Origin of the sequence: Algoriphagus aestuariicola (genome assembly GCF_017254835.1) — a bacterium.
Lineage (GTDB): Bacteria > Bacteroidota > Bacteroidia > Cytophagales > Cyclobacteriaceae > Algoriphagus > Algoriphagus aestuariicola.
The window spans coordinates 188673-209477 of record NZ_JAFKCW010000003.1 but is presented as its reverse complement, the minus strand read 5'-3'; the positions used below and the strand labels follow the sequence as shown (position 1 = coordinate 209477).

General features: G+C 42.5%; 20 protein-coding genes. 13 read left to right on the top strand and 7 right to left on the bottom strand.

Annotation, left to right across the window (positions count from 1 at the left end):
* From J0A67_RS13465 to J0A67_RS13440, 6 genes are all read left to right on the top strand, one after another.
* On the top strand, positions 1-435 hold the full coding sequence (locus tag J0A67_RS13465) for a nitrous oxide reductase accessory protein NosL (protein WP_206569889.1): 435 nt from the start codon (positions 1-3) through the stop codon (positions 433-435).
* Between the two features lie 24 nt (positions 436-459).
* Positions 460-1701: a nitrous oxide reductase family maturation protein NosD gene (locus J0A67_RS13460; protein WP_206569888.1), complete on the top strand. Its 1242-nt coding sequence runs from the start codon at positions 460-462 to the stop codon at positions 1699-1701.
* A complete protein-coding gene (locus J0A67_RS13455; protein ID WP_206569887.1) occupies positions 1688-2431 on the top strand; it encodes an ABC transporter ATP-binding protein in 744 nt (247 codons plus the stop codon). The genes J0A67_RS13460 and J0A67_RS13455 overlap by 14 nt, the downstream gene beginning before the upstream one ends.
* Positions 2424-3191: an ABC transporter permease subunit gene (locus tag J0A67_RS13450; RefSeq protein WP_206569886.1), complete on the top strand. Its 768-nt coding sequence runs from the start codon at positions 2424-2426 to the stop codon at positions 3189-3191. Before J0A67_RS13455 ends, J0A67_RS13450 begins: the two co-directional genes overlap by 8 nt.
* Positions 3192-3558: 367 nt before the next feature.
* Entirely contained in the window at positions 3559-3864 is a 306-nt protein-coding gene (locus J0A67_RS13445) for a type II toxin-antitoxin system HigB family toxin (protein WP_206569885.1), read from the top strand.
* Between the two features lie 21 nt (positions 3865-3885).
* Positions 3886-4278, top strand: coding sequence for a helix-turn-helix domain-containing protein (locus J0A67_RS13440; protein ID WP_206569884.1), 393 nt, complete (start codon positions 3886-3888; stop codon positions 4276-4278).
* A gap of 663 nt (positions 4279-4941) precedes the next feature.
* Here J0A67_RS13440 and J0A67_RS13435 read toward each other — a convergent pair.
* Entirely contained in the window at positions 4942-5784 is an 843-nt protein-coding gene (locus J0A67_RS13435; RefSeq protein WP_206569883.1) for a helix-turn-helix domain-containing protein, read from the bottom strand.
* Between the two features lie 102 nt (positions 5785-5886).
* On the opposite strand from J0A67_RS13435, the gene J0A67_RS13430 reads away from it, so the two are divergent.
* From J0A67_RS13430 to J0A67_RS13410, 5 genes are all read left to right on the top strand, one after another.
* Positions 5887-7170: a nucleoside hydrolase-like domain-containing protein gene (locus J0A67_RS13430; RefSeq protein WP_206569882.1), complete on the top strand. Its 1284-nt coding sequence runs from the start codon at positions 5887-5889 to the stop codon at positions 7168-7170.
* 56 nt (positions 7171-7226) lie between these two features.
* Positions 7227-8615 carry a pectate lyase gene (locus J0A67_RS13425; RefSeq protein ID WP_206569881.1) on the top strand — a complete coding sequence of 463 codons (1389 nt, stop codon included), beginning with the start codon at positions 7227-7229 and terminating at the stop codon, positions 8613-8615.
* A gap of 81 nt (positions 8616-8696) precedes the next feature.
* Positions 8697-10085, top strand: coding sequence for a DUF1593 domain-containing protein (locus tag J0A67_RS13420; protein WP_206569880.1), 1389 nt, complete (start codon positions 8697-8699; stop codon positions 10083-10085).
* 722 nt (positions 10086-10807) lie between these two features.
* The gene (locus J0A67_RS13415) at positions 10808-11506 is read left to right on the top strand and encodes a response regulator transcription factor (protein WP_206569879.1); all 699 of its coding nucleotides are present in this window, start codon (positions 10808-10810) and stop codon (positions 11504-11506) included.
* A 12-nt stretch (positions 11507-11518) separates the two neighbouring features.
* Positions 11519-12967, top strand: coding sequence for a HAMP domain-containing sensor histidine kinase (locus tag J0A67_RS13410; RefSeq protein WP_206569878.1), 1449 nt, complete (start codon positions 11519-11521; stop codon positions 12965-12967).
* Between the two features lie 55 nt (positions 12968-13022).
* Here the strand turns inward: J0A67_RS13410 and J0A67_RS13405 are convergent, their stop codons facing one another.
* The 6 genes from J0A67_RS13405 to J0A67_RS13380 all read right to left on the bottom strand — a co-directional run bounded on the left by J0A67_RS13405 (position 13023) and on the right by J0A67_RS13380 (position 17236).
* Positions 13023-13472, bottom strand: a complete 450-nt coding sequence (locus J0A67_RS13405; protein ID WP_206569877.1) for a DM13 domain-containing protein — start codon at positions 13470-13472, stop codon at positions 13023-13025.
* An 11-nt stretch (positions 13473-13483) separates the two neighbouring features.
* Positions 13484-14095 (bottom strand): Crp/Fnr family transcriptional regulator, encoded by a 612-nt coding sequence (locus J0A67_RS13400; protein ID WP_206569876.1) that lies wholly within the window; start codon positions 14093-14095, stop codon positions 13484-13486.
* Positions 14092-14997 carry a hypothetical protein gene (locus tag J0A67_RS13395; RefSeq protein ID WP_206569875.1) on the bottom strand — a complete coding sequence of 302 codons (906 nt, stop codon included), beginning with the start codon at positions 14995-14997 and terminating at the stop codon, positions 14092-14094. Before J0A67_RS13395 ends, J0A67_RS13400 begins: the two co-directional genes overlap by 4 nt.
* Positions 14981-15427, bottom strand: a complete 447-nt coding sequence (locus J0A67_RS13390) for a DM13 domain-containing protein (protein ID WP_206569874.1) — start codon at positions 15425-15427, stop codon at positions 14981-14983. Before J0A67_RS13390 ends, J0A67_RS13395 begins: the two co-directional genes overlap by 17 nt.
* Before the next feature lie 307 nt (positions 15428-15734).
* Positions 15735-15950 carry a hypothetical protein gene (locus J0A67_RS13385; RefSeq protein ID WP_206569873.1) on the bottom strand — a complete coding sequence of 72 codons (216 nt, stop codon included), beginning with the start codon at positions 15948-15950 and terminating at the stop codon, positions 15735-15737.
* Positions 15951-16204: 254 nt separating this feature from the next.
* Positions 16205-17236 carry a Fic family protein gene (locus J0A67_RS13380; RefSeq protein WP_241265190.1) on the bottom strand — a complete coding sequence of 344 codons (1032 nt, stop codon included), beginning with the start codon at positions 17234-17236 and terminating at the stop codon, positions 16205-16207.
* Between the two features lie 1390 nt (positions 17237-18626).
* Here J0A67_RS13380 and J0A67_RS13375 point away from each other — a divergent pair.
* Positions 18627-19322, top strand: coding sequence for a response regulator transcription factor (locus J0A67_RS13375; protein WP_206569871.1), 696 nt, complete (start codon positions 18627-18629; stop codon positions 19320-19322).
* Positions 19319-20695 (top strand): sensor histidine kinase, encoded by a 1377-nt coding sequence (locus J0A67_RS13370; protein ID WP_206569870.1) that lies wholly within the window; start codon positions 19319-19321, stop codon positions 20693-20695. The genes J0A67_RS13375 and J0A67_RS13370 overlap by 4 nt, the downstream gene beginning before the upstream one ends.
* Positions 20696-20805: the final 110 nt, after the last annotated feature.

Sequence of the window (20805 nt, the reverse complement as noted above, 5' to 3'; positions counted from 1 at the left end):
ATGAAACGCTACCTATCGATAATCGCTCTATTGATCTTTTTGGCTTCCTGCTCTGCAGATCCCAGGCCAATCGCTTATGGTCAGGATGGATGTCATCACTGCAAGATGACCCTAATGGATCCCAAATTCGGAGGCGAACTCGTCACTGAAAAAGGGAAAGTCTTCGTCTTTGACGATGTGAACTGCATGCTTCAATTCATGGATTCGGAGGATGGGAAAACACAACTGTATAAGCATATTCTGGTGACGGACTTTGTAAATCCGGGTGTGCTTCTGGATGCGAGTCTTGCTTTTTATCTCAAGTCTGAGGAGTTCAAAACGCCCATGGCAAGTCAGATTGTGGCTTTTCCGGATTATGATATGCTGAAAGAACACAAAAGCAAAACAGGAGGAGTGTATCTCGCCTGGGGAGAATTGACTACTCAGTTTAAGTGACTGAGCGGATAAATACTGATACAAATGAGCGCTAACCTTAGAATTTTCTGGTTTTTACTGATTGGACTCTTCTCGTATATGGAGGGATTTTCTGCTGTCATCCGGATTTCACCGGGACAGTCGATCCAGAAAGCCGTAGATGGCGCATCGGCCGGAGATACGCTGAGGATTGCCTCCGGCGTGTATCAGCAGTCAGGGATTGTTATTCGCAAGCCACTGGTGTTGATCGGAGAAAATCATCCGGTTTTGGATGGGCAGATGAAAGGAAATATCCTGATCATCGCGGCGGAAAGAGTGACCATCCAAGGTTTCAAAATCATCAACACCGGCAAGTCCAATATGGACGATTCGGCCGCCATTAAATTTTTCGATTCCAAGAACTGTGTGGTCAAAGACAACATCCTTGAAAATGCCTTCTTTGGACTCCATTTCTCCAATTCCTCGGGAATGACCATCTCTGGGAATCAAATCCACTCCAACGCGCTGCGTGAATTTGAAGTGGGCAATGGGATTCATCTTTGGAAGTGCAAAGATTCATTTATCACCAACAACAAGGTTTCGGGTCACCGGGACGGTATCTATCTGGAATTCGTCACCAACACCGAGGCGGTGGAAAATCTGGTGCAAAAGAACATGCGCTATGGGCTGCATTTCATGTTTTCTCATGACAACAGCTACATCCGAAATACCTTCAAAAATAACGGTGCCGGTGTGGCCGTGATGTACACTAAAAATGTCTTGATGAAGGAAAACCGATTTGAGGAAAACTGGGGTTCGAGCGCCTATGGGATTTTGCTCAAAGACATCAGTGACAGCGAAATCGTCGGCAATATTTTCCTCAAAAACACCATCGGCATCTACATGGAGGGCAGCAGTAGAATCGAATTTACCGGCAATACTTTTCAACAAAACGGTTGGGCCCTCAAGCTCATGGCGAGCTGTGATCAGAACACATTCAAAGCCAATAACTTCACCCAAAATACCTTCGACATGAGCTCCAACGGTTCGGTGGTGCTCAACACGATCACTGAAAACTACTGGGACAAATATGAAGGCTATGACCTAAACAAGGATCTGATTGGGGATGTACCCTATCGTCCGATCAACTTGTACAGTGTGATCGTAGAGAAAATCCCAGCTGCGGTGATGCTTTGGAGGAGTTTTATGGTGACGCTTCTGGATCGGATGGAAAAGATCCTTCCGACCATGACTCCCGACCAGATGATCGATCAATCCCCTAAAATGAAACCTTATGATTTCGGTTAACTCGATATCCAAAAAGTTTGGCAGGCAGGAAGTGCTCAAGGACTTCACGCTCAGTTTTGACAAGGGAAACAGCTATGCCATCATGGGTCCCAACGGCAGCGGGAAGACTACGCTGATCAAATCTATCTTGGGAATGGTACTGCCGGACAGCGGTGAAATCCTCGTCAAAGGTCGTTCAATCAAGGGTAAAGAGGACTACCGAAAAGATGTCGGCTACATGCCCCAAATCGGGAGATATCCCCAGAATATGAAAATTGGACAGCTCTTCTCCATGATGAAAGACATGCGACCTGAGATCAGGGAGTATGACCTGGATCTAGTCGAGGCGTTTGAACTGGAAAAAATCAAAGAAAAGACAATGGGGACCTTGTCGGGCGGTACTACTCAAAAAGTCAGTGCGGCTTTGGCTTTTCTTTTCAACCCCGAAGTCTTGGTCTTGGACGAACCTACCGCTGGACTTGATCCGATCGCAGCTGAGACCCTAAAATCCAAGATCCGGAAGGAACGGGAAGCAGGCAAGCTCATCCTGATCACATCCCATATCCTGAGTGATCTGGAAGAGCTGACCAATCAGGCAATTTATATCTTCGAAGGGGAGGTATTTTTCAATGACTCCATCGAAAGCCTGAAAGAAATGACCTCAGAGGAGAAGTTTTCTCCTGCCATTGCCAAACTGATGCAGTGGACCCTAAAAAAAAAGTCAACCACTAAAGTTCTGACTCATGCTTAAGCTACTCAAATACGCCCTTTACGATATACTCAAATCCCGATTCGCCATCATTTATACGGTATTTTTGGCTTTGGTGGCTATTTCAATTTATCAGGTTTCGGATGACCTGAGCAAAGTATCACTTAGTCTGATGAACATCATGATCATGGTGGTCCCCCTGATTTCAGCGGTTTTTGCGACCACCCATTTTTACAATAATCTGGAGTTTGTTGAACTGATGCTAGCCCAGCCGGTTAAGCGCTCCCAGGTGTTCCTCAGTCAGCTGCTGGCGGTGATCCTGATGCTGAGTCTATCTATCTTGATCGGTTTTGGTTTGCCAATGCTGCTCTGGGGAGCGGATAGCAGTCTGATTACACTTTTGGCGGTTGGAATGATTCTCAGTGCGGTATTTACAGGTTTTGCCTTTTTGGCCAGCGTGATGACCCGCGACAAAGCCAAGGCGATCGGAATCAGTCTGGCACTGTGGATCTACTTTTCCTTGGTGTATGATGGATTTGTACTGTACATCATTTACAGTTTTGCCGATTATCCTTTGGAAAAAGCAACTCTGGGTCTGGTCATGCTCAATCCGGTGGATTTGGGCAGGATTTTGATGCTGATGCAGTTGGATATCTCAGCACTGATGGGCTATACAGGAGCGTTTTTCAAGCAGTTTTTTAGCAGTGGCATCGGCATGCTGGTCATTCTAATGGTCCTCTCAATTTGGTTGGTTGTGCCGATAGGGCTGTCGGGACGAATCTTCAAGAAAAAGGATTTTTAATCGGGGAGTCGAGAAAACATTCTCTGCTTGAATTTCTAAAAACAAGAATTAATCTGGAAAATTCGGCGAATAGAGGCGTCATAAAGATTTTCAGACACCAAAAAGAAAAAGTCTGGATGCTTCAATCGTACGGTTCGTACGACTCGCACACCTCGTACTGTACGAATTGTTCGAGGATTGAAATTCGCAACGATTCAAATGAATTGAAATTTCCAAACCTGAGAATTGCCTTTCAATGTTTCCTGTAAAGGATGTCCACTGGGTGAGATTTATCGACATTAGAGGTTTAGAGATTGGGAAATTAACGCTAGAAGTTTTCAGAATGAAAACTTTTTAATGTCTTCGACCGTTTATTAAACAGCTTGCTTTGAAAAACATTATTGCCATCAAAAATCTGACGGAGTTTTACCAGAAGCATCCAGATTCAAAATCAAGCATTGAGACCTGGATGGCTGTCACAAAACACGCTGTATGGCAAAAGCCCTCGGATGTGGTTCAGGATTTTCCTGACGCAGATCCTGTTAAAAACAATCGGGTGGTGTTTAACATTGCACGGAATAAATATCGGTTAATCGTTCAAATCAGCTATTTGCGGCAGTGGGTGTTTATTAAATTCATCGGGACGCACTTAGAATATGACAAGGTGGACGCAAGTACGGTTGAACAATTTTAAATCGTAAATAAAAGTGAAAACATGAAGTGGGAAAAGACAATTACGACAGAAAAGGAGTATGAAGAATCCCTTGCCAGGCTTTCTAAAATCTTCGAAACAGATCCCGACAGTGCTGAAGGGATGGAGGCAGAATTGCTGGTGACTTTAATTGAAAAATACGAAAAGGAGCATTACGCTATTGCCTTGCCCGATCCCATCGAGGCCATAAAAGAAACAATGGGCAGAAAAGATCTCAAGGACAAAGATCTTATCCCGGCAATTGGAAGTAAAACCACAGTAAGCCTCGTTTTAAATAGGAAAAGGGCGTTGACGATCGAAATGATCAGAAATCTATCAGCTTTCTTAAAGCTTCCTGTCGAAGTGCTTATTCAACCCTATGAGCTGGATGGAAAACAGGAAAAGGTGAGCGTCTAGCTAGGAACGAAAAAATATTTTCGGCTAAAATCTCTACAACCAAGGATCGGATACGAAAAGTCAGCTTGGTGAAAGTGTCATGGAAAACTAATCAAAACAGCAAAAAGAAAAAGTAGGGTGTCTTCACTCGTACGGTTCGTACGGCTCGTACCCCTCGTACCGTACGAATTTTACGAAGTGGAAATGAGGTTAAAAACCGTTCAGATGGATCCAATTCTGAAAAATGCGAAAACATTCAAATAAGCGGAAATTCCAAAGGTTCGTTTTCTAATTTAGACCATACAGAAAATAGGTTCGTTTTCTGCTTTTCACATCAAAAAGAAAAAAGATCATTCAAAAACCAAAAACACAAAATGGGGTAATACGGCGATTAGGGCTACATTTTGAACGGGTTCAAAATGATACGATTCAAATAAATTTGAAATTGTAAAAGCAAAATGAACCTGTCCCAGTTTTTGTCCCAGTTTTTCCGTAAGTAACAGAAAATCAAGACTAGTTTGTAGCGCTGTTCCCGCTACTAAACAATTAGTTGATCGTTTTACGGTCAACTTTTTGTGTTTTATAGAGGTCATGTTGCAGGTTGTCAATTCAAATCGGTTCCAACCAGTCCCGAATTACTCAAATTTGTCCCCTTGTTTCAAATTTTAATTTGAAGATTGATTTTTACCTGTTTAATAAATAACTCTTCCTATACTCTCTCGGAGTACACTTATTGATTTTTTGGAAAGCTGCATTGAAGCGACTGATAGAGTTAAATCCGCAGTCAAATACGATGTCCGTGATACTTTTATCCGTTGCCACCAACTTTCGCTGGGCGTGAGAAATTCGCTCTTCAGTGATGTATTCGCTCAACGTACTCCCAAATGTCTTTTTGAAAATTGAATTTGCATGATCTGGATGCAATCCGACAGCTTTACCAATATCAGAGACTTTAATTGGTTCGGAATAGTTCTGCGCAATAAAGACAGCTATCTGCTCCACATGGCTAATGTCATTGGGTTGAATGGCTAAATTTTCCATTCTATCTTGGTTTAAATTACCAACTGACATTCTGCACAATCGTGCATGGATTTCTAATAAGGCAACTTCAGAAGAGCCATCACCATTAATATCATTCAGCCAATTTTTAAAAAGAAATTCATCGTATTTTGAATTCTCTTCTTTGTCCTCAAAAAGCACTTCGCCTTTTAACAAGCTATCTACAAATGAAGTAGAAAGCTTCCACTCTAAAAACAAAGAGAGAGGCACCGTACAAACGTAATAAGGGTTCGCTTTCTCAAAATCAATAATTTGATGTGGAACTAAACCCCAAAATACTGTAATCCTCCGAGGAGGCGGAATTACTTTTCTACCTTGAAAAAGATAAGTAATTCCCTCTTCAGGAAAATAGTTGATTTCTATTTCATTATGCCGATCTGGCTTTTTCATAAAACTTGGAACCCACTTTTCACAAGTCAAACCATAAGGCTTAAATTCATTTCTACTTTCATCAAAACTACTTGTCATCTGGGAATACGATAGGTTTACACAGAAATATAAGTAGTTTTTAGCTAAATACGAGAATATATTTGAAGCGATTATTGCTGAGCTTCAAAAGCAACTAACACTATGAAATTGAAAAGGAGCATTCTTTCGATTGTAATGCTAATAGCCATTTTTACGGTTTTAATGGCTTGCAATGAATCTGAAAACAAGGCAATCAAACCCAGAGTGTTGATCAGTTCAGATATTGGAGGAACTGATCCTGATGATTTTCAGTCCATGATCCACCTATTGATGTATGCTGATCAATTCGAGATCGAAGGTTTGGTTTCCTCTCCTTATGGAGAAGGTAGCACAACCGACTTTTTGGATATGATAGCCTTGTATAACCAAGATTATGCACAATTGCTACCCCATGCGCCAGAACTTCCTTCTCCAGAATCTTTAAGAAAAATAACCAAACAAGGTGGAAAAGATGCAGCTCCCTTCAAAGGTTATTCTACCCCTACGGAAGGTTCTGAGTGGATTATTAAATGTGCAAAAGCCGAAAGTGATCAACGGCTTTGGGTATTAGTCTGGGGTGGAATTGAGGACCTTGCGCAAGCACTTCATGATGCTCCGGAGATCAAAGAAAATATACGCGTTTATTGGATTGGTGGGCCAAACAAAAAGTGGAGTATCAATGCCTATTCCTATATCGCAGCAAATCATCCTGACCTCTGGATGATCGAAGCAAACGCAACTTACAGAGGCTGGTTTATGGAAGAGGATTCTCCAGAAGACCTAAAAGGAGATGTTTTTTATAATAACTATATACAAGCCCGTGGATCGATGGGAAAGGATTTTTTCAACTATTACGATGGAGATATCAAAATGGGCGACACTCCTTCGCTCGTTTATTTAATGAACGGCGATCCAAATGATCCCACCGGAGAAAGTTGGGGAGGTAGTTTTGAAAAGGTCAATCGAAGCACCAGAAATGTATTCAAAGGAGGAAGTACCGTTTCCGATACAGTTGCAGCCTATGGTACAATTGAGTGGCAATTTGATGGACCCGAGTTAGAAGTTTCGGAAGACTCTGTTGTCTTCGAAATAGAGATTCAAAATCAAACCTGGCCTGGATATTACATAGGAAAAGGCATTTATGGAGTAAAGTATTCCTCAAAAAAACCAGAAACAGGACCTTATAGAACGAGTAGTTCGATCTCAGAATTGAATGGTTTGGAAGGTGGATACACCAGCACGTTTCCTTGGCCTGGAAAAGCTTCATCATACGATTGTTTGTTAGGGCCGAATTGGTATTCCGACCGAAAAGATTTAGGCCTTTTCATCCAAGATCAGCAAGGAGCCAAAACTGTCTCGAAATATAGAAAGGAGTTCTTGCTCGACTGGGCAGAACGATGGAAATAGCTGGAAAAGTGAGTTCATACTCGCTAAAATAAAAGATAGAACAATACACCCAAACTATGAAAAGAATCAGTTTAATCGTCGTCTTGATCCTACTTGGATTCACTTCGGCAATTTCTCAGCAACTCGCCTTCCCTACTGCTGAAGGCTATGGTAAGTTTTCCAAAGGTGGCCGTGGCGGGGCAGTTTATGAAGTCACCAATTTGAATGATAGTGGTGAAGGAAGTTTGAGAGCTGCAGTAGATGCTACCGGTCCTAGAACTGTTGTATTTAAAGTTTCCGGGACGATCGAGCTAGAAAGCGCACTCCGCATCAAAAATCCATTTATCACCATAGCTGGTCAAACTGCTCCGGGCGATGGGATTTGCCTCAAAAAGAATCCATTAATGATCGATGCAGACCATGTGATTATTCGGTATTTGAGAGTAAGACTTGGGAATGAATCCGGCGATGATACGGATGCTGTCTCCAGCAGGTATAATAAGCACCTTATTTTAGATCATATTTCTGCAAGCTGGAGCGTTGACGAAACCATGTCCATCTATCATAATGATAGTATTACGGTTCAATGGAGTATTATTTCAGAAAGCATGCACGATTCCAATCACATAAAAGGAGCTCATGGATTTGGGGGGATTTGGGGATCAAATTTTAGCACTTATCATCACAATCTACTCGCGCATCATGGTAGTAGAAACCCAAGAATGGCATCAGGTTCTGGATATACTGACTATCGAAATAATGTGGTTTATAACTGGGGATACAATAGCACGTATGGTGGTGAAAACCAACAAGTCAATAATCCAAAGTTTGCATTTTCGACGATTAATATGGTTGCAAATTACTACAAACCAGGGCCTGCTACCGAGACGGGAGAAGTTCGATATAGAATTGCCAACCCTAATATGCGGGATACGACCAGTGATTTTGGCAAATGGTATATTGCTGAAAATGTGATGGTGGGCAATGAAAAAGTGACGGCAAATAATTGGGATGGTGGTGTCCAACCTCAAGGAGGAGAAGAAAGTATCAAATTCGTTAAGCTTGAAAAAGCATGGAATGCTATGCCTATCCGACAACAAACCGCCGAAGAAGCATTTGACTTAGTACTTGCAAATGCCGGAGCGACTTTGCCCAAACGAGATGAAGTGGATATCAGGATAGTTAACGAGACAAAAGGAGGATATACAACATATGAAGGAGCAACTTATAGAAAGGATCACTCCTTGATCGATCCTTCAAAAAAATCAGGAATAATAGATACTCAAAACGATGTAGGAGGCTGGCCAGTTCTAAAGAGTTTACCTGCTCCAAAAGACACCGATCATGACGGTATGCCTGATCAATGGGAAAATGAAAATGGACTTAATCCCTTAGATCCTGCTGACAGAAATCTATTTGAAGAAGGGTATACCATGCTGGAAAAATATTTGAATTCAATCAAATAACCGTATTACAGTTCATCTAATGAAGAAGCCCAATCTTAACTTGCAAAGCGGATTTGTAAGCATTTCCGAAATTAACACCCTATGAATACTACTTTTCTTTCACTGCTAATAAGCTTTAGTATCTCCTCAACCCTTTTTGCGCAGCAGAAAATAGAGTCAACTCCAAAACCCAGAATAGTCGTGCTCACGGATGTTTCGACATGGGAAACTGACGATAGTGAATCACTTGTCCGATTGCTGGTACATGCTGATTTGTTTGAAATTGAGGGATTGATTTTTACCACGGGTTGGAGTTTGGATAAAGCTCGTGATGATTTTATGGACTTGATTCATGACGCAATCGATGCGTACGAAAAGGATTTGCCGAATCTGATGAAGAGATCTAATCAAACTGGTTTTGCAAGCGATGAATCCAATCAAAAGATTGGTTACTGGCCAAGTCCTGACTATTTGCGCAGCATAACGGTTTTTGGGAGTAAAAACAGAGGTCAGGAATTTATTGGAGCAAACAACAATTCTCCAGGAAGTGAATTGATTATCAATCTTGCTGATGAGGCAGATAAACGACCACTTTGGATCACTGTTTGGGGAGGAGGAAATACAGTGGCTCAGGCGATCTGGAAAGTTCAACAAGAAAGGTCTGAGGGAGAATTGAAAAAATTCCTTCACAAAATCCCAGTTTATACCATTACTGACCAAGATCGTGATCAGAAGACTCCATATGAAATCAGTTCCCACCAGTGGATGAGAAGAGAGTTCGCCGACGATCTTCTCTTTATCTGGGATGAATCTGCCTGGAAATATCAAAATGGAACAGGAAAGGCTAATTGGGGAAGATATTCTGAGGACATCCAAACACATGGAAATTTGGGAAAAGTCTATCCAAAATATAAATATGGCGTGGAAGGCGATACACCAGCTTTTCTGCACCTCATGCCTAATGGATTGAATGATCCGATGGTTCCTATTCAGGTTGGCTGGGGAGGCTACTTCGAAAAAGGAGTTAGTGAAGACAAGGTAACTCAGGCTTTCACAAACTTCCAGCCTCCTGTTTCAGATAAGTCCAGAGAATATTCCGCATACTTCTACCCTGCCACCTTCAATAATTTTGCAGCCCGCATGGATTGGGCAAACGAGGGTAAAGGTAATCGAAATCCAATGGTAGTTATCAACAAAATGGAAGGTATAGGTTTGCTTCGGGTCAAAGCAAAAAAACGTCAAAGCGTGATGGTAGATGCATCGAAATCTACCGATCCAGAAGGTGATGAATTGAGTTTTAAATGGTGGATTATTCCTGAAGCAGGCACTTACAAATGCGAAGTCAAAATCCCAAACGATGATTCCAATCGTATTAAAATTGATCTTCCAAATGATTCCTCCGGCAAGACCATCCACATCATCTGCGAAGTGACTGATAATGGCTCACCAAAATTAACTAGTTACAGAAGAATCATTGTTGAGGTGAAGTGACTAATTGATGTGGAAAGTACCGGTGTAAAATTCCGAAACAATGCTGAATTACTCGATTGATAATAACAAAAAAAAGAAATTACCGAAGTTTAATACCTTGGTAATAATTGTGGCTTGTATGAGAATTGCCTATTTCTAAATATTCTGAAAATCGACCATAAATTTGAGGGTTTAGCAATGTTCGAATGAATATTTTCACAAAGTAGAAAAACCTTCAAATTAACAGGAAATTCAAAAATTCATTTCAAATTTTGACCTTACAGAAAATAAGTCTGTTTCCTGACTTTTACATCAGAAAAAAGAGTGTTAAAAGACCTGAAACAGAAAAGTTGCTCATACGGCCTCAAGAGCCGCATTTTAAGAGGTTCAAAATGATTCAATTCAAATAAATTGTCAGGCAGCGGGAGACCCCTTTTGTAACCCTACCACCACAAGTCTGCGGAAATGTCAGAAACAGGTTTCCATCGTATGGATTTGCCAGACTTACCAACAACCGGCTAGTCTAAGGGCGGGAACTTAGTGAATCGGCGCTTGTTCCATAATTAATTCTTGTTGGATTTGGGTTATCGTGATTTTTTGTCCCATTTATATAATTTATCATCTAACTGCCGAGCTTGGGAATAATAGGATTGGGCAACGATCCAGCATAAAAAGTCAAAGGGAGCTTACTTGTGATACTTTCGTGAACTATTCCAACTACATTAAGTCCAGAGAAATTTGATATGAAGAAAATTTTGGTGATTGAAGATGATCCCAATATCAATCAACTCCTTTCACTTCATTTGCAGGATGCAGGTTATTTGGTCGAGGTGATGGATCATGGGAGAAATGGGTTCGAAAAAGCATGCTCAGGTGAGTATGACTTGTTCATTCTGGATGTGATGCTGCCTGAGATGGACGGGTTTACCATTTGTCAAAAGCTACGTGCTTTGGACATTTTCACCCCAATCCTGATGCTGACAGCCAAATCTGAGGAAATTGACAAAGTGGTAGGGTTGGAGTCGGGTGCAGATGATTACCTTACCAAGCCCTTTAAAATCCGCGAATTTCTAGCACGGGTAAAAGCAATCCTTCGAAGACAGGAACATATTCTACAAAGCACCCAAAAGGAAAAATCGAGCATAAGGCTAGGTGAATTGGACATCGATCACGTAAAAAGAAAAGTGATGCTTCAGACCCAACGGGTGGAGTTGACCCCAAAAGAATTTGACTTGCTGCATTTGCTGGCGAAAAATCCCGGAAGGAGCTATTCTAGGGGAGAGCTTTTAGAGTTGATCTGGGGTTATGATTTTTCGGGTTATGAACATACAGTCAATGCTCATATCAACCGGCTTCGAGCCAAAATTGAACAGGATCCTAACAACCCGATCTATATTTTGACCACTTGGGGAGTAGGTTATCGATTTAATGACGAATTCTAAGCTTTATCATCTATGAGAAGTCTTTATTGGAGAATATCGTTTTCTTTTATTCTTGTACTTCTTCTGATTGGGGCCTCCTATGTCTATATCACCGCAAGTAATGCACGGGAATATTATCAGGAAACCACCCAGAAACTTAATTCTGAAGTTGCGGAATACCTTATCAAGGAAGTGAATCCTTTCAAAGATGGGAAAATAGACGAGGAAGCACTCGGGATTATAATGCATTCCATGATGGCCGTTAATCCAAGCATTGAAGTATACCTTCTCAATCCGCAAGGTGAAATTCTGTCTTATGTGGTACTGGATCAGTTGGTCAAGCTCAAAGCTATCGATATCGAACCAGTCAAAGAATTTATAGCATCCAAAGGAAGTAAGTTCATTTTGGGTGACGATCCAAGAAATCCCGGCAATACCTCTGTGTTTTCAGCCGCGCCAATTTATGAACAGGGGAAATTGCAGGGCTATGTCTATATCACTTTAGAAAGTGAGAAGTTTGACTCCATTAGCGCCAGCCTGCTGGGATCATACTGGTTTAGATTGACCATGAATTCTGTATTGATTACCTTGATTTTGGGATTGCTCATCGGATTGGTACTAATCGCTTGGCTTACCAGACACTTAAGGAAAGTATTGACTACGGTTGAGGAGTTTAAGGATGGAAATATGCTCGCACGGGTTCCGGAGTCGTCCTCAGATTCTGATTTTGCAGAACTGGGAAGGACTTTTAACAGTATGGCAGATACCCTAGTTCGTAACATCGAGGAACTCAAAAATGTCGACACTTTAAGAAAGGAGCTCATCGCTAATGTATCCCATGATCTTCGAAATCCCCTGGCGATTATCAACGGGTATGTGGAAACCCTACAAATGCGTCAGGATAGACTGAGTTTGGATGAAAAAGCCAAATACTATAAAATCATTCTGGATTCGGTAGACAAGTTGGCCAAGTTAGTAGGAGACCTTTTTGATCTTTCCAAACTGGAATCCGGCCAAATGCCTCTCAAGATGGAGCGAATGAAGATCCAAGAGTTGATTTACGATTCCAGTATGAAATATGAATTGTTGGCCGAGGCCAAAGAAATCCAGATCAGGTCCAATATTTGCCCCAATCTTCCTCCTGTGACCGCGGATTTGTATTTGATGGACCGTGTAATCCAAAACCTTTTGGACAATGCGGTGAAGTACACGCCGTCTAGTGGTGAGATTGAATTGGAGGCTTGTGAAGCGCCAGGCGGGGTTCTGGTTAGGGTGAAAAATTCTGGGACCGGGATTCCCAAAGAAGACTTGGACTCGATTTTTGATCGATACTACAAAGTAGATAAAGAGTTCAAGGGAATTGAAGGATCCGGGTTGGGATTGGCCATCGTGAAAAAAATCCTTGAAATCCACGGCTCCAAAATTGAAATTTCCTCCGATTCGGAAAGTTTTACTGAATTTCAATTTTTTCTTCCTTCTTAACTATATCAAGGGAAAACAGGGAAAATTCCCCGTTTAAATCAGAGAATGAGAAGGCTCAATCTAATTTGGCAAATCCAAATGGAATCGCCGCAGCTCCGCACCAGATGATCGCATGGGTTAATTTTGCATCAGGAAGTCCAGGTAAGGCGAAAAACTGTTCTCCTGGTTTTCCAACAATGGAAACTAGTTGGTAGGTACTGGCAGAATTGGGATTTAGCGTTTGAGATGTAGCCAAATATACAGTTACGGTGCCTGTACTGAATTTAGTGGTAAAGGTATCTGAAAGCTGGACAAAATATTTTCCACTAGCGTCTTTCACTAGGGAAACCATCCCTTGGGTATTGGTTGAACTTTGGGCAGAGAGTGTTCCGGATTTTAGTACATCTATCTGTCCCACTACCATTACATTGTCATCCGGAGCCATTGGGTCTCCATCTTTATCACCGCAACTAACTAGGGATACTGACAAAAACAAGATCAGGGAATGTTTAAAGAGGCTTTTCATAGAATTTGAATTTATAGTTTGTCAATATTTCGAATCAAGATCCTTCCTCTACTGTAGGTGATCTTATTTTGGGCTTTCAAGGCGGAGAGTACTGTTGTGACCGTCTGTCTGCTTGTATAAGTCAGGGTCGCCAGATCTTCGTGAGTCATGGGAAGCTTCAAAAGAGTTTCTGAGCCATATTTCTTCCCGAGTCGTGTCGCCAAGTCTTTTAGCGTGGTTTTGATTCTTTCTTCGGCATCCTGATAGAGATATCGTTCTAATCGTATCCTTGTTTGGTGGATTTCCTCCTGAAGATTTTTCAGGATTTCCTGAAGTTTGCAAGGAGTTCCTATACTGTAAGGAATGAGTTCCACTATGGTTCTATCCTCTGTGGCCACAGCAGTGTAGGATTGTCTTTTCCCAGTTGGAGTTTCTGTTATCTCTCCCAAAAACTCCCCCTGTATTTTAAAGGACAGCAAAGCCTTCGCTCCGGACTCATGAATTCGACAGATTTTGACCATGCCAGTTCGGATCAAAAAATATCCCTTGAATTCTTGATTTTGAAGAAAAACCGACTCGCCCTTTTGCAAAATTGTTAAACTGGGAAAGGATTTAGTTTGACCCAATGTGAGCGGATAGTTCATGGTTTCTCAATTTTCCGTACATAATAGACCCCGAAGGAAAAGGTTCCGGCGGAATAGATGTTTCTCCGCTCAAAAATGAAGTCTGCATAATTTCGATAATTGAGCGAAAGGTGGATATTTCGGTAGACGGGTACCGCAGCTCCAAAACTGTAGCTAGTGTATTCTGTTCCGTCCCCTCTCACAAAATCGGTGATGACTTCGATGTCATCTACCGAGGTCAGGGCATTAATCCGGGAATTTACCCAAACCAAGTCTGCAATTTTATATCCAAGTTCGATTCCAAGGCCGATTTGATCCGAAAAGGAAATCCCATCGTACTGTGTTCGAAAGTTGTAGGTGCCAAAGAGATTTACATACAGGGGAGCATTGGGAAGTGAAAATGAAGTGGCCAGCGTGGTCCAAATATTGAACTCACCATCCCCGGAGGGTAGATTGATGGATTCGAAGTCGTTCAATTTGCTTTGGGCAAAGTTATTGGCCTTTCCAATGGGAATTTCAGGCGCGATTGCTATGGATAAAGGGAGGTGTTTTTTCAGTAGCGCATGCTTCAGTTCAAGCCTCAAGTCGCCCAAACCACTAACGGTTTCGGTCGAGGAAAATCCATTCCAAACCTGTAAAGGCCAATTGGCAATCACGGTAAATTTATCGGTCACTCCATACTCTCCGTAGAAAACCAAAGAGTTTTGGGTGAAGTCATTGGTCTTCAATTCTTCCCCATCCAAAGTAAAATAGGCATCTGAAGAAAAATGGTTGTACCCAAGTTGGTAAAATCCTTCGGTTTTGACTTTCGTCCAACCACTTTGGGCTAGTAGGGGTAACGTGGTAAAACAACACCCAAGTCCAAGTAAAAACGTGTATAAGACTGTTAGGACGGTTTTGAGCATGTTATTGGAGACTGGCATTGCCAAAAGGTATTCCCACAGATCCGCACCAGAGTATTACGTGGGTATATTTGGCGGTAGATGAACCGTTGGGAATAACGAAGTAGTTTTCACCTGCAGACCTGACCGGGCCTAATGGCAATAAGTTTGGGTTTCCATTGGCTGGGTCTGCCATAAAGGTAGCTGACGTAGATAGAAATACAGTAACAGTACCTGTAGCCAAGGCGGTGTTGAAGTTGGAACTAAACGCCAAAAACTCTTTGCCTTGTGTGTCCACGCCTAAGCTGGCCATACCAGTGGATCCCGCACCGTTTTGATCTACGAAGGTCCCAGTTCGTTGTGCAGAAAAGGCACCGTTGGGTTTGGTGGGATCGATGATCACCGGGTCTGCATCATCTGAGCAGGATGCCAGGACTAAAAAGGCTACGTAGAAGAGAAGTACTTTTTTCATGATAGTTAGGTTTTTGTTGTTTTGGATAGGCCGAAGCTCGGCTGACACTATCACAAAAGGATCACGAAAGAATAAAGCTTTGTTTTAGTTTAATGTCTCTATGAAATGGGTACAACAGATTTTAAGACTAGCTCAGAACCTGCTTAGATTTTTCACCTGAATTACCGGCCCTTCAGTCAATGTCCAAAGAGATTGGAACAAGGCCCATGATCAGTTTGATTGTTTGGGTTCGAAAGCAGTTGCAAGTGTCCTGCAATTCGCTCAGAACCCGGATTGGGAGCTGAATTCTTGCGCGGTATTGGTTGCATCACCGTTCCGGACGGTCCAGGTCTTTGGGCATCGTAGGTTGTGATAGGGGGCCTTTGGTTTCGTCAAGCTGTGCAGGGGAATTGCTTTCTGTATCTGGGCATCTGGCCAACGTCCGATTGAAGGCTTCCAGTTTTTCAGGGACTTGGCTTTCTTGCGGTAGCTGGAGGCTAGTGGCCGTCATACCGAAGTGGTTAGCGGATCGGTTGAGGAGCATGCCTTGGAGATTTCCGCTATCCGGTTTTTTCCGCCGGAATAGCCCATTTGCCAGTAGGAGTCGTTTTTTTGAGAAGGATCGATATGTCTGAGTGAAAGAGAGAGGTACCATTCATCAAACTTCTTGATTCACAAAATGAACCTGTCCCCCAATTCGTCCCCTTTTTCTTTTTTCAAGGTTTTAGAGCTTTGTGAAACCAAGAATTAAGCAGTTTGCGGGAGTATTAATATGGTTTGCATTATTTTGATTTCTAACTAGGAATCCCACCGCTTTTTCCAGGCAGTAAACTCGGAAGGTCTGATTCGATAGCGGGCAAAATTTCCTTCATGAAGTCCAAGAAGTTCAGTTTCTACTACTTCAGAGAATCTGGATCTATCTGGTTCAGCCAATTTTTTGACTTCAGATTTTATTGCTTGGGATGCAGCTTCTTTATCCATTGCATTGCTGACGATTAGGCTGACGATCCCACGTATTTCTTCTCGGTATTTCATTCGGAAAGGATCTGGCTCCCCAAGAGATTGGCGAATGGCTGCATACCTTAATGCTGACCGCTCATAGGCCCACAAAAAAACATCCTTGAATAATTCGATGCGGTTTAATTCATAAATGCCAAGTATTCCTTTGATATAGCTTTCTTCCGGTACATCTATAAATGAAAGAGGGGCAAGGTTATGTCTATTTAACGGAATATTGGCAGCCAATCTGGATACGCGCTTATTGACATCATCAAATGGTTGGAGATAGGGAAGCTGAACCAATACAAAAAAAGCCTGCTCAAATGGATTTTGGATTTGGCTTGCCTTCGCCAGTATTAGGTCAAAAGATTCTTCGATGAGTTGTGGAATTCCCAACGGAGTATATACCGAATTGGTGATGCCCACGCCAAATGTTCTAAGCCTGCCGGATGCAGCTGGATTTGGCAACAGGTTGTTTGAAAGCAGTGCATGGAGATTAAGAAAAGTGTAGCGATTGAAGCCCACCTCATCAGAGGATTCTACCAAAAACTCGATAGCCTCCTTGTGATTGAGAATCATCTGGGTTTCCATGGGGGATTTGTTCGAGGGGGTTTTCCCGTTATGGATTAACAGCTCTGTATCCAATAAAGAATAGGTGTTGCCTTCCAGTCTGCTTGAATTCCAAGAAAGGTCGATCAGCAGGCGATTTAATATTTCTCTGGCATAGGTCCCTGCCGGTTGTTCTCCATTCCTGGTATTTCCCCATTCAGCCAGTTTTTGTTTTTCTTCTTTGCTGAGAAAGCTGTCGATGTTGGGACGGTAATTTTCCAAGAAACTTCGTTCGTATCCGACAGGTTTTCGTTGTGCTACAGGACGTGAGACCAAGGCCCAAACGTCTTTGCCTTCATGTGAAAGGGGAATGGTCGATTTTAGCTCCTCTTCTGATATAATCTTTCGAGAATCCTGGGTTTGTTCAGGGACATTTGCATAATACTTTGTGGATCGAGCTTCACCTTTTTTTAGAATCAGATTCTTTTCTCTGAGGCTTTTTAGTCGTCTTTGAAGCGCTCTCTTTTCAATTTGAAATGGGAGCAATCGAAGGAGTTGTTCTATTCCTATTCCATCAGAGGTTGATGCAATTATTTCTTTAATCAATTGGAGCTCGTCTCGATTTTCCATCTTCAATCCCATTTGTATTGCGACAATAATAGCATAAAAATGACGCAATAAAAAGAATTATGTCACTATAATTGACGCGATAATTAAATCGCGTCACTCTATGAAGAGAATGGCGATTCTCTACTGCTCTGCTTTTGTCGAGTAGTTTTTAAGAATTGTAGCTGTGTATAATTACTAACTTTTGATTGTGCACACAGCGTGTGCGCAATTTGATAGGTCAAGAGCAAAACAATCGGGTGGTGCTTTTCTTCTCCATAAAAGAGGTTCAAACAGCAAAAAGAAAGAGCAATCCAGAATTCGTACTCTTCGTACAGCTCGTACCTCCCGCACCGTAAGAATGGTACGATGCTGAAAAGAGATTCTAGGCATTCAAATGAATTTGATCCAAAACGTCGAAAAACCTTCAGTTTGTTTCAATTTCAAAACTGCGAAATACACTCAAATGGATTCAACATAAAAAGACTGAAAATCCTCAAGAATGAGAAAAGTCCAAAAAGTGGTTAATGTTCCGGAAAATCGGGGCATTTTCTGCTTTTCACATCAAAAAAGAAAAAAGATCATTCAAAAATAAAAAATGCAAAAGGTGGCTTTAAGACGTCTGAATCTACATTTTAAAGACTTTTAAAATAATACGATTCAAATTAATTCGATGCAAAATGAACCTGTCCTCCTTTTTATCCTTTTTTTTTAGTATAAGGTGCTGAAATACAGTTGTTTTTGAGAGTCCTGTTCCCGCTACTACAAAGGACACTAGAAATGGTGTCCTTTTTTTATGCGACTACTCTAGACGCCTATAGAATCAGTATCCATGCGGCGGAATCGGTCGGAAACGGTTGGTTTTTTGTTTTTCCCCTTTTTTTGACAATTTTCCACTACCTCGGCTGGCGCGAACTCAGATATTCGTCAGTTATTCTTATGGGATGGCCAACAAAAAGGGGCTTCCATAGTCGAAATGGGAATTAAAGCGTATTGTTAAAAACCTATTGTCGGTTATCAAGTTTCCCAAATGGAGAAATGACGGCAATAACCAAACAAGTCCAGATTGAAAAAAATACTTTTGGTAGAAGATGATCCGCGGGTGTGCAGCTTTATCAACAAAGGACTGAGCGAGAACGGATTTGAAGTGACAGTGGTGATGGACGGCTCAACAGGCCTACAGCTCGCCACCCGTAGCGTCTTTGATTTGTTGATTCTTGACATTATGCTGCCGAACCTCAATGGACTGGAGGTCTGTCGGCAGATCCGCCAGCGGGACAAGGACGTTCCTATTCTTTTTTTGACCGCCATGGGCAGCAGCGAGAATGTCGTCATTGGATTGGAATCCGGCGCTGACGACTATTTGGTGAAACCTTTCAAGTTTATCGAATTGCTAGCCCGCATCAAGACCCTACTGCGGAGGAGTGAAAAGAACGATGACTCTCGGCGGCCGGACAGCGAGTTTTACGCTTTTTCCGACCTCACCTTGGACAATTCAGAAAAGACCGTTTTTAGAAACGGCAACGAGCTGTCGCTCACTTCCACGGAGTTTAGGCTGTTGCTGATGTTTATGAAGTCGCCCCGAAAAGTGTTGTCTAGGGTGGAGATATTGGATGAAGTATGGGGGGTCAACTTTGACATGGGAACCAACGTGGTAGATGTGTACGTCAATTACATTCGGAAAAAGTTGGATAAATACGGTGAGCAGAAGCTCATCCACACGGTGATAGGAATGGGCTACGTACTGAGGGAAGAGCAATGAAACTCCAAAACAAGATCGTCTATATCCTGCTGACCGCCTTTTTGGGCTACACTCTCCTGTTCAGTGGATTTATTTACTACTCCATCTCCCATTTTTCCTTTGTTGATTTTTACAAAAGACTTGAAATACGTGCGATAGCCACCGCGAAAATCGAGCTCGAAAATCCGAATGAAAACAATGTGGTACAACAGCTGAGGCAAGAGTACTTGGAGGTGCTGCCCAACGAATCCCACCTGATTCTCGAGAATGTCGACAAATCTGGCGTGCTGGACGATCCTAGGCTAGAGCTGTATTCGGATAGTTTTTTGAAGACTGTCTTGGCAGAAGGGATAGCTACCTACAACTCGCAGAATACTTTTGTCTATGGCACTCTCTACCAAACGCCTGATGGTCGGGAGCACTTGGTGATTTTCTCCGCTGAAAACTACTTTGCTACCCATCACCTAGCTTATCTGAGAAACCTCATTTTTACTTCGCTGGCGATTGCATTTCTCTTGATCGTGGTGTTTTCGGTCATGTTTTCCCGAAAAATCATCGAGCCGATCCAGAATATCATCAAAAAAACCAAGAAAATCGGATTGGAGAATCTCCATATGCGCCTGGAAGTCCCCAGCAGCAATGATGCGATCCGGGAGCTCAGCCAGACCTTCAACGATATGCTCAACAGGCTGGAGACCTCCTTTGAAACTCAAAAAAACTTCATCAGCAATGCTTCCCACGAGTTGAATACCCCGCTCACGGCTATCATCGGGGAAGCGGATGTCACCCTGTCCAAGCTCCGGCAGCCCCAAGAGTACATCGAATCTATTAAGGCCATTTTGGAGGATGCGGAGAAGCTCCAAAGGAAAACGCAGGCTTTGCTGCTGCTGGCCGAGACGGGATTTGATGGGAAGCGACAAAAGTTTGGAAAGGTGAGGATGGACCAATTGATCTTGGACGTGAAGGAAACCGTGGAAAAAATCCAAACCAAAACCAAGATATGTCTGGATTTTAGCCTGCTGCCGGAGAGTCCGCTGCTACTGAAGGTCATGGGCAACGAACCGCTCCTGCATTTGGCCCTCTCCAATATCGTGCTCAATGCCTGCAAATACTCAGATGGAAAACCCGTCAATATCGCATTGGGCGTGGTGGAGGGCATGATCATCGTCATCGTGAAAGACAGCGGTATAGGCATCCCACCCGATGAGATGGAATATATTTTTGACCCTTATTTTCGTGCTTCCAATACCAAGAATCACGAAGGCTACGGAATCGGATTGCCACTTGCGCGGAACATCATTCGCATACACGACGGTGAGTTGAGAATAAGCTCTGTGCTGAACGAGGGAACAACGGTGGAGATAAGGCTGCCGCGGGGGAATTTCCAACTTTAATGCCGTTTTAATCTGGGACCCTTATTCTAATCCAATCTTAATCCCATCCTTAGACCGCTCTAATAGCCAGAGCCTACTTTTACTTCTGTTAAATCAATTTCAAAGGAGGC

Coding starts and splice junctions, on each gene's coding strand:
- J0A67_RS13465 (WP_206569889.1), top strand. CDS start 1: ATGAAACGCTACCTATCGATAATCGCTCTATTGATCTTTTTGGCTTCC.
- J0A67_RS13460 (WP_206569888.1), top strand. CDS start 460: ATGAGCGCTAACCTTAGAATTTTCTGGTTTTTACTGATTGGACTCTTC.
- J0A67_RS13455 (WP_206569887.1), top strand. CDS start 1,688: ATGATTTCGGTTAACTCGATATCCAAAAAGTTTGGCAGGCAGGAAGTG.
- J0A67_RS13450 (WP_206569886.1), top strand. CDS start 2,424: ATGCTTAAGCTACTCAAATACGCCCTTTACGATATACTCAAATCCCGA.
- J0A67_RS13440 (WP_206569884.1), top strand. CDS start 3,886: ATGAAGTGGGAAAAGACAATTACGACAGAAAAGGAGTATGAAGAATCC.
- J0A67_RS13435 (WP_206569883.1), bottom strand. CDS start 5,784: ATGACAAGTAGTTTTGATGAAAGTAGAAATGAATTTAAGCCTTATGGT.
- J0A67_RS13430 (WP_206569882.1), top strand. CDS start 5,887: ATGAAATTGAAAAGGAGCATTCTTTCGATTGTAATGCTAATAGCCATT.
- J0A67_RS13425 (WP_206569881.1), top strand. CDS start 7,227: ATGAAAAGAATCAGTTTAATCGTCGTCTTGATCCTACTTGGATTCACT.
- J0A67_RS13420 (WP_206569880.1), top strand. CDS start 8,697: ATGAATACTACTTTTCTTTCACTGCTAATAAGCTTTAGTATCTCCTCA.
- J0A67_RS13415 (WP_206569879.1), top strand. CDS start 10,808: ATGAAGAAAATTTTGGTGATTGAAGATGATCCCAATATCAATCAACTC.
- J0A67_RS13410 (WP_206569878.1), top strand. CDS start 11,519: ATGAGAAGTCTTTATTGGAGAATATCGTTTTCTTTTATTCTTGTACTT.
- J0A67_RS13405 (WP_206569877.1), bottom strand. CDS start 13,472: ATGAAAAGCCTCTTTAAACATTCCCTGATCTTGTTTTTGTCAGTATCC.
- J0A67_RS13400 (WP_206569876.1), bottom strand. CDS start 14,095: ATGAACTATCCGCTCACATTGGGTCAAACTAAATCCTTTCCCAGTTTA.
- J0A67_RS13395 (WP_206569875.1), bottom strand. CDS start 14,997: ATGCCAGTCTCCAATAACATGCTCAAAACCGTCCTAACAGTCTTATAC.
- J0A67_RS13390 (WP_206569874.1), bottom strand. CDS start 15,427: ATGAAAAAAGTACTTCTCTTCTACGTAGCCTTTTTAGTCCTGGCATCC.
- J0A67_RS13385 (WP_206569873.1), bottom strand. CDS start 15,950: ATGCTCCTCAACCGATCCGCTAACCACTTCGGTATGACGGCCACTAGC.
- J0A67_RS13370 (WP_206569870.1), top strand. CDS start 19,319: ATGAAACTCCAAAACAAGATCGTCTATATCCTGCTGACCGCCTTTTTG.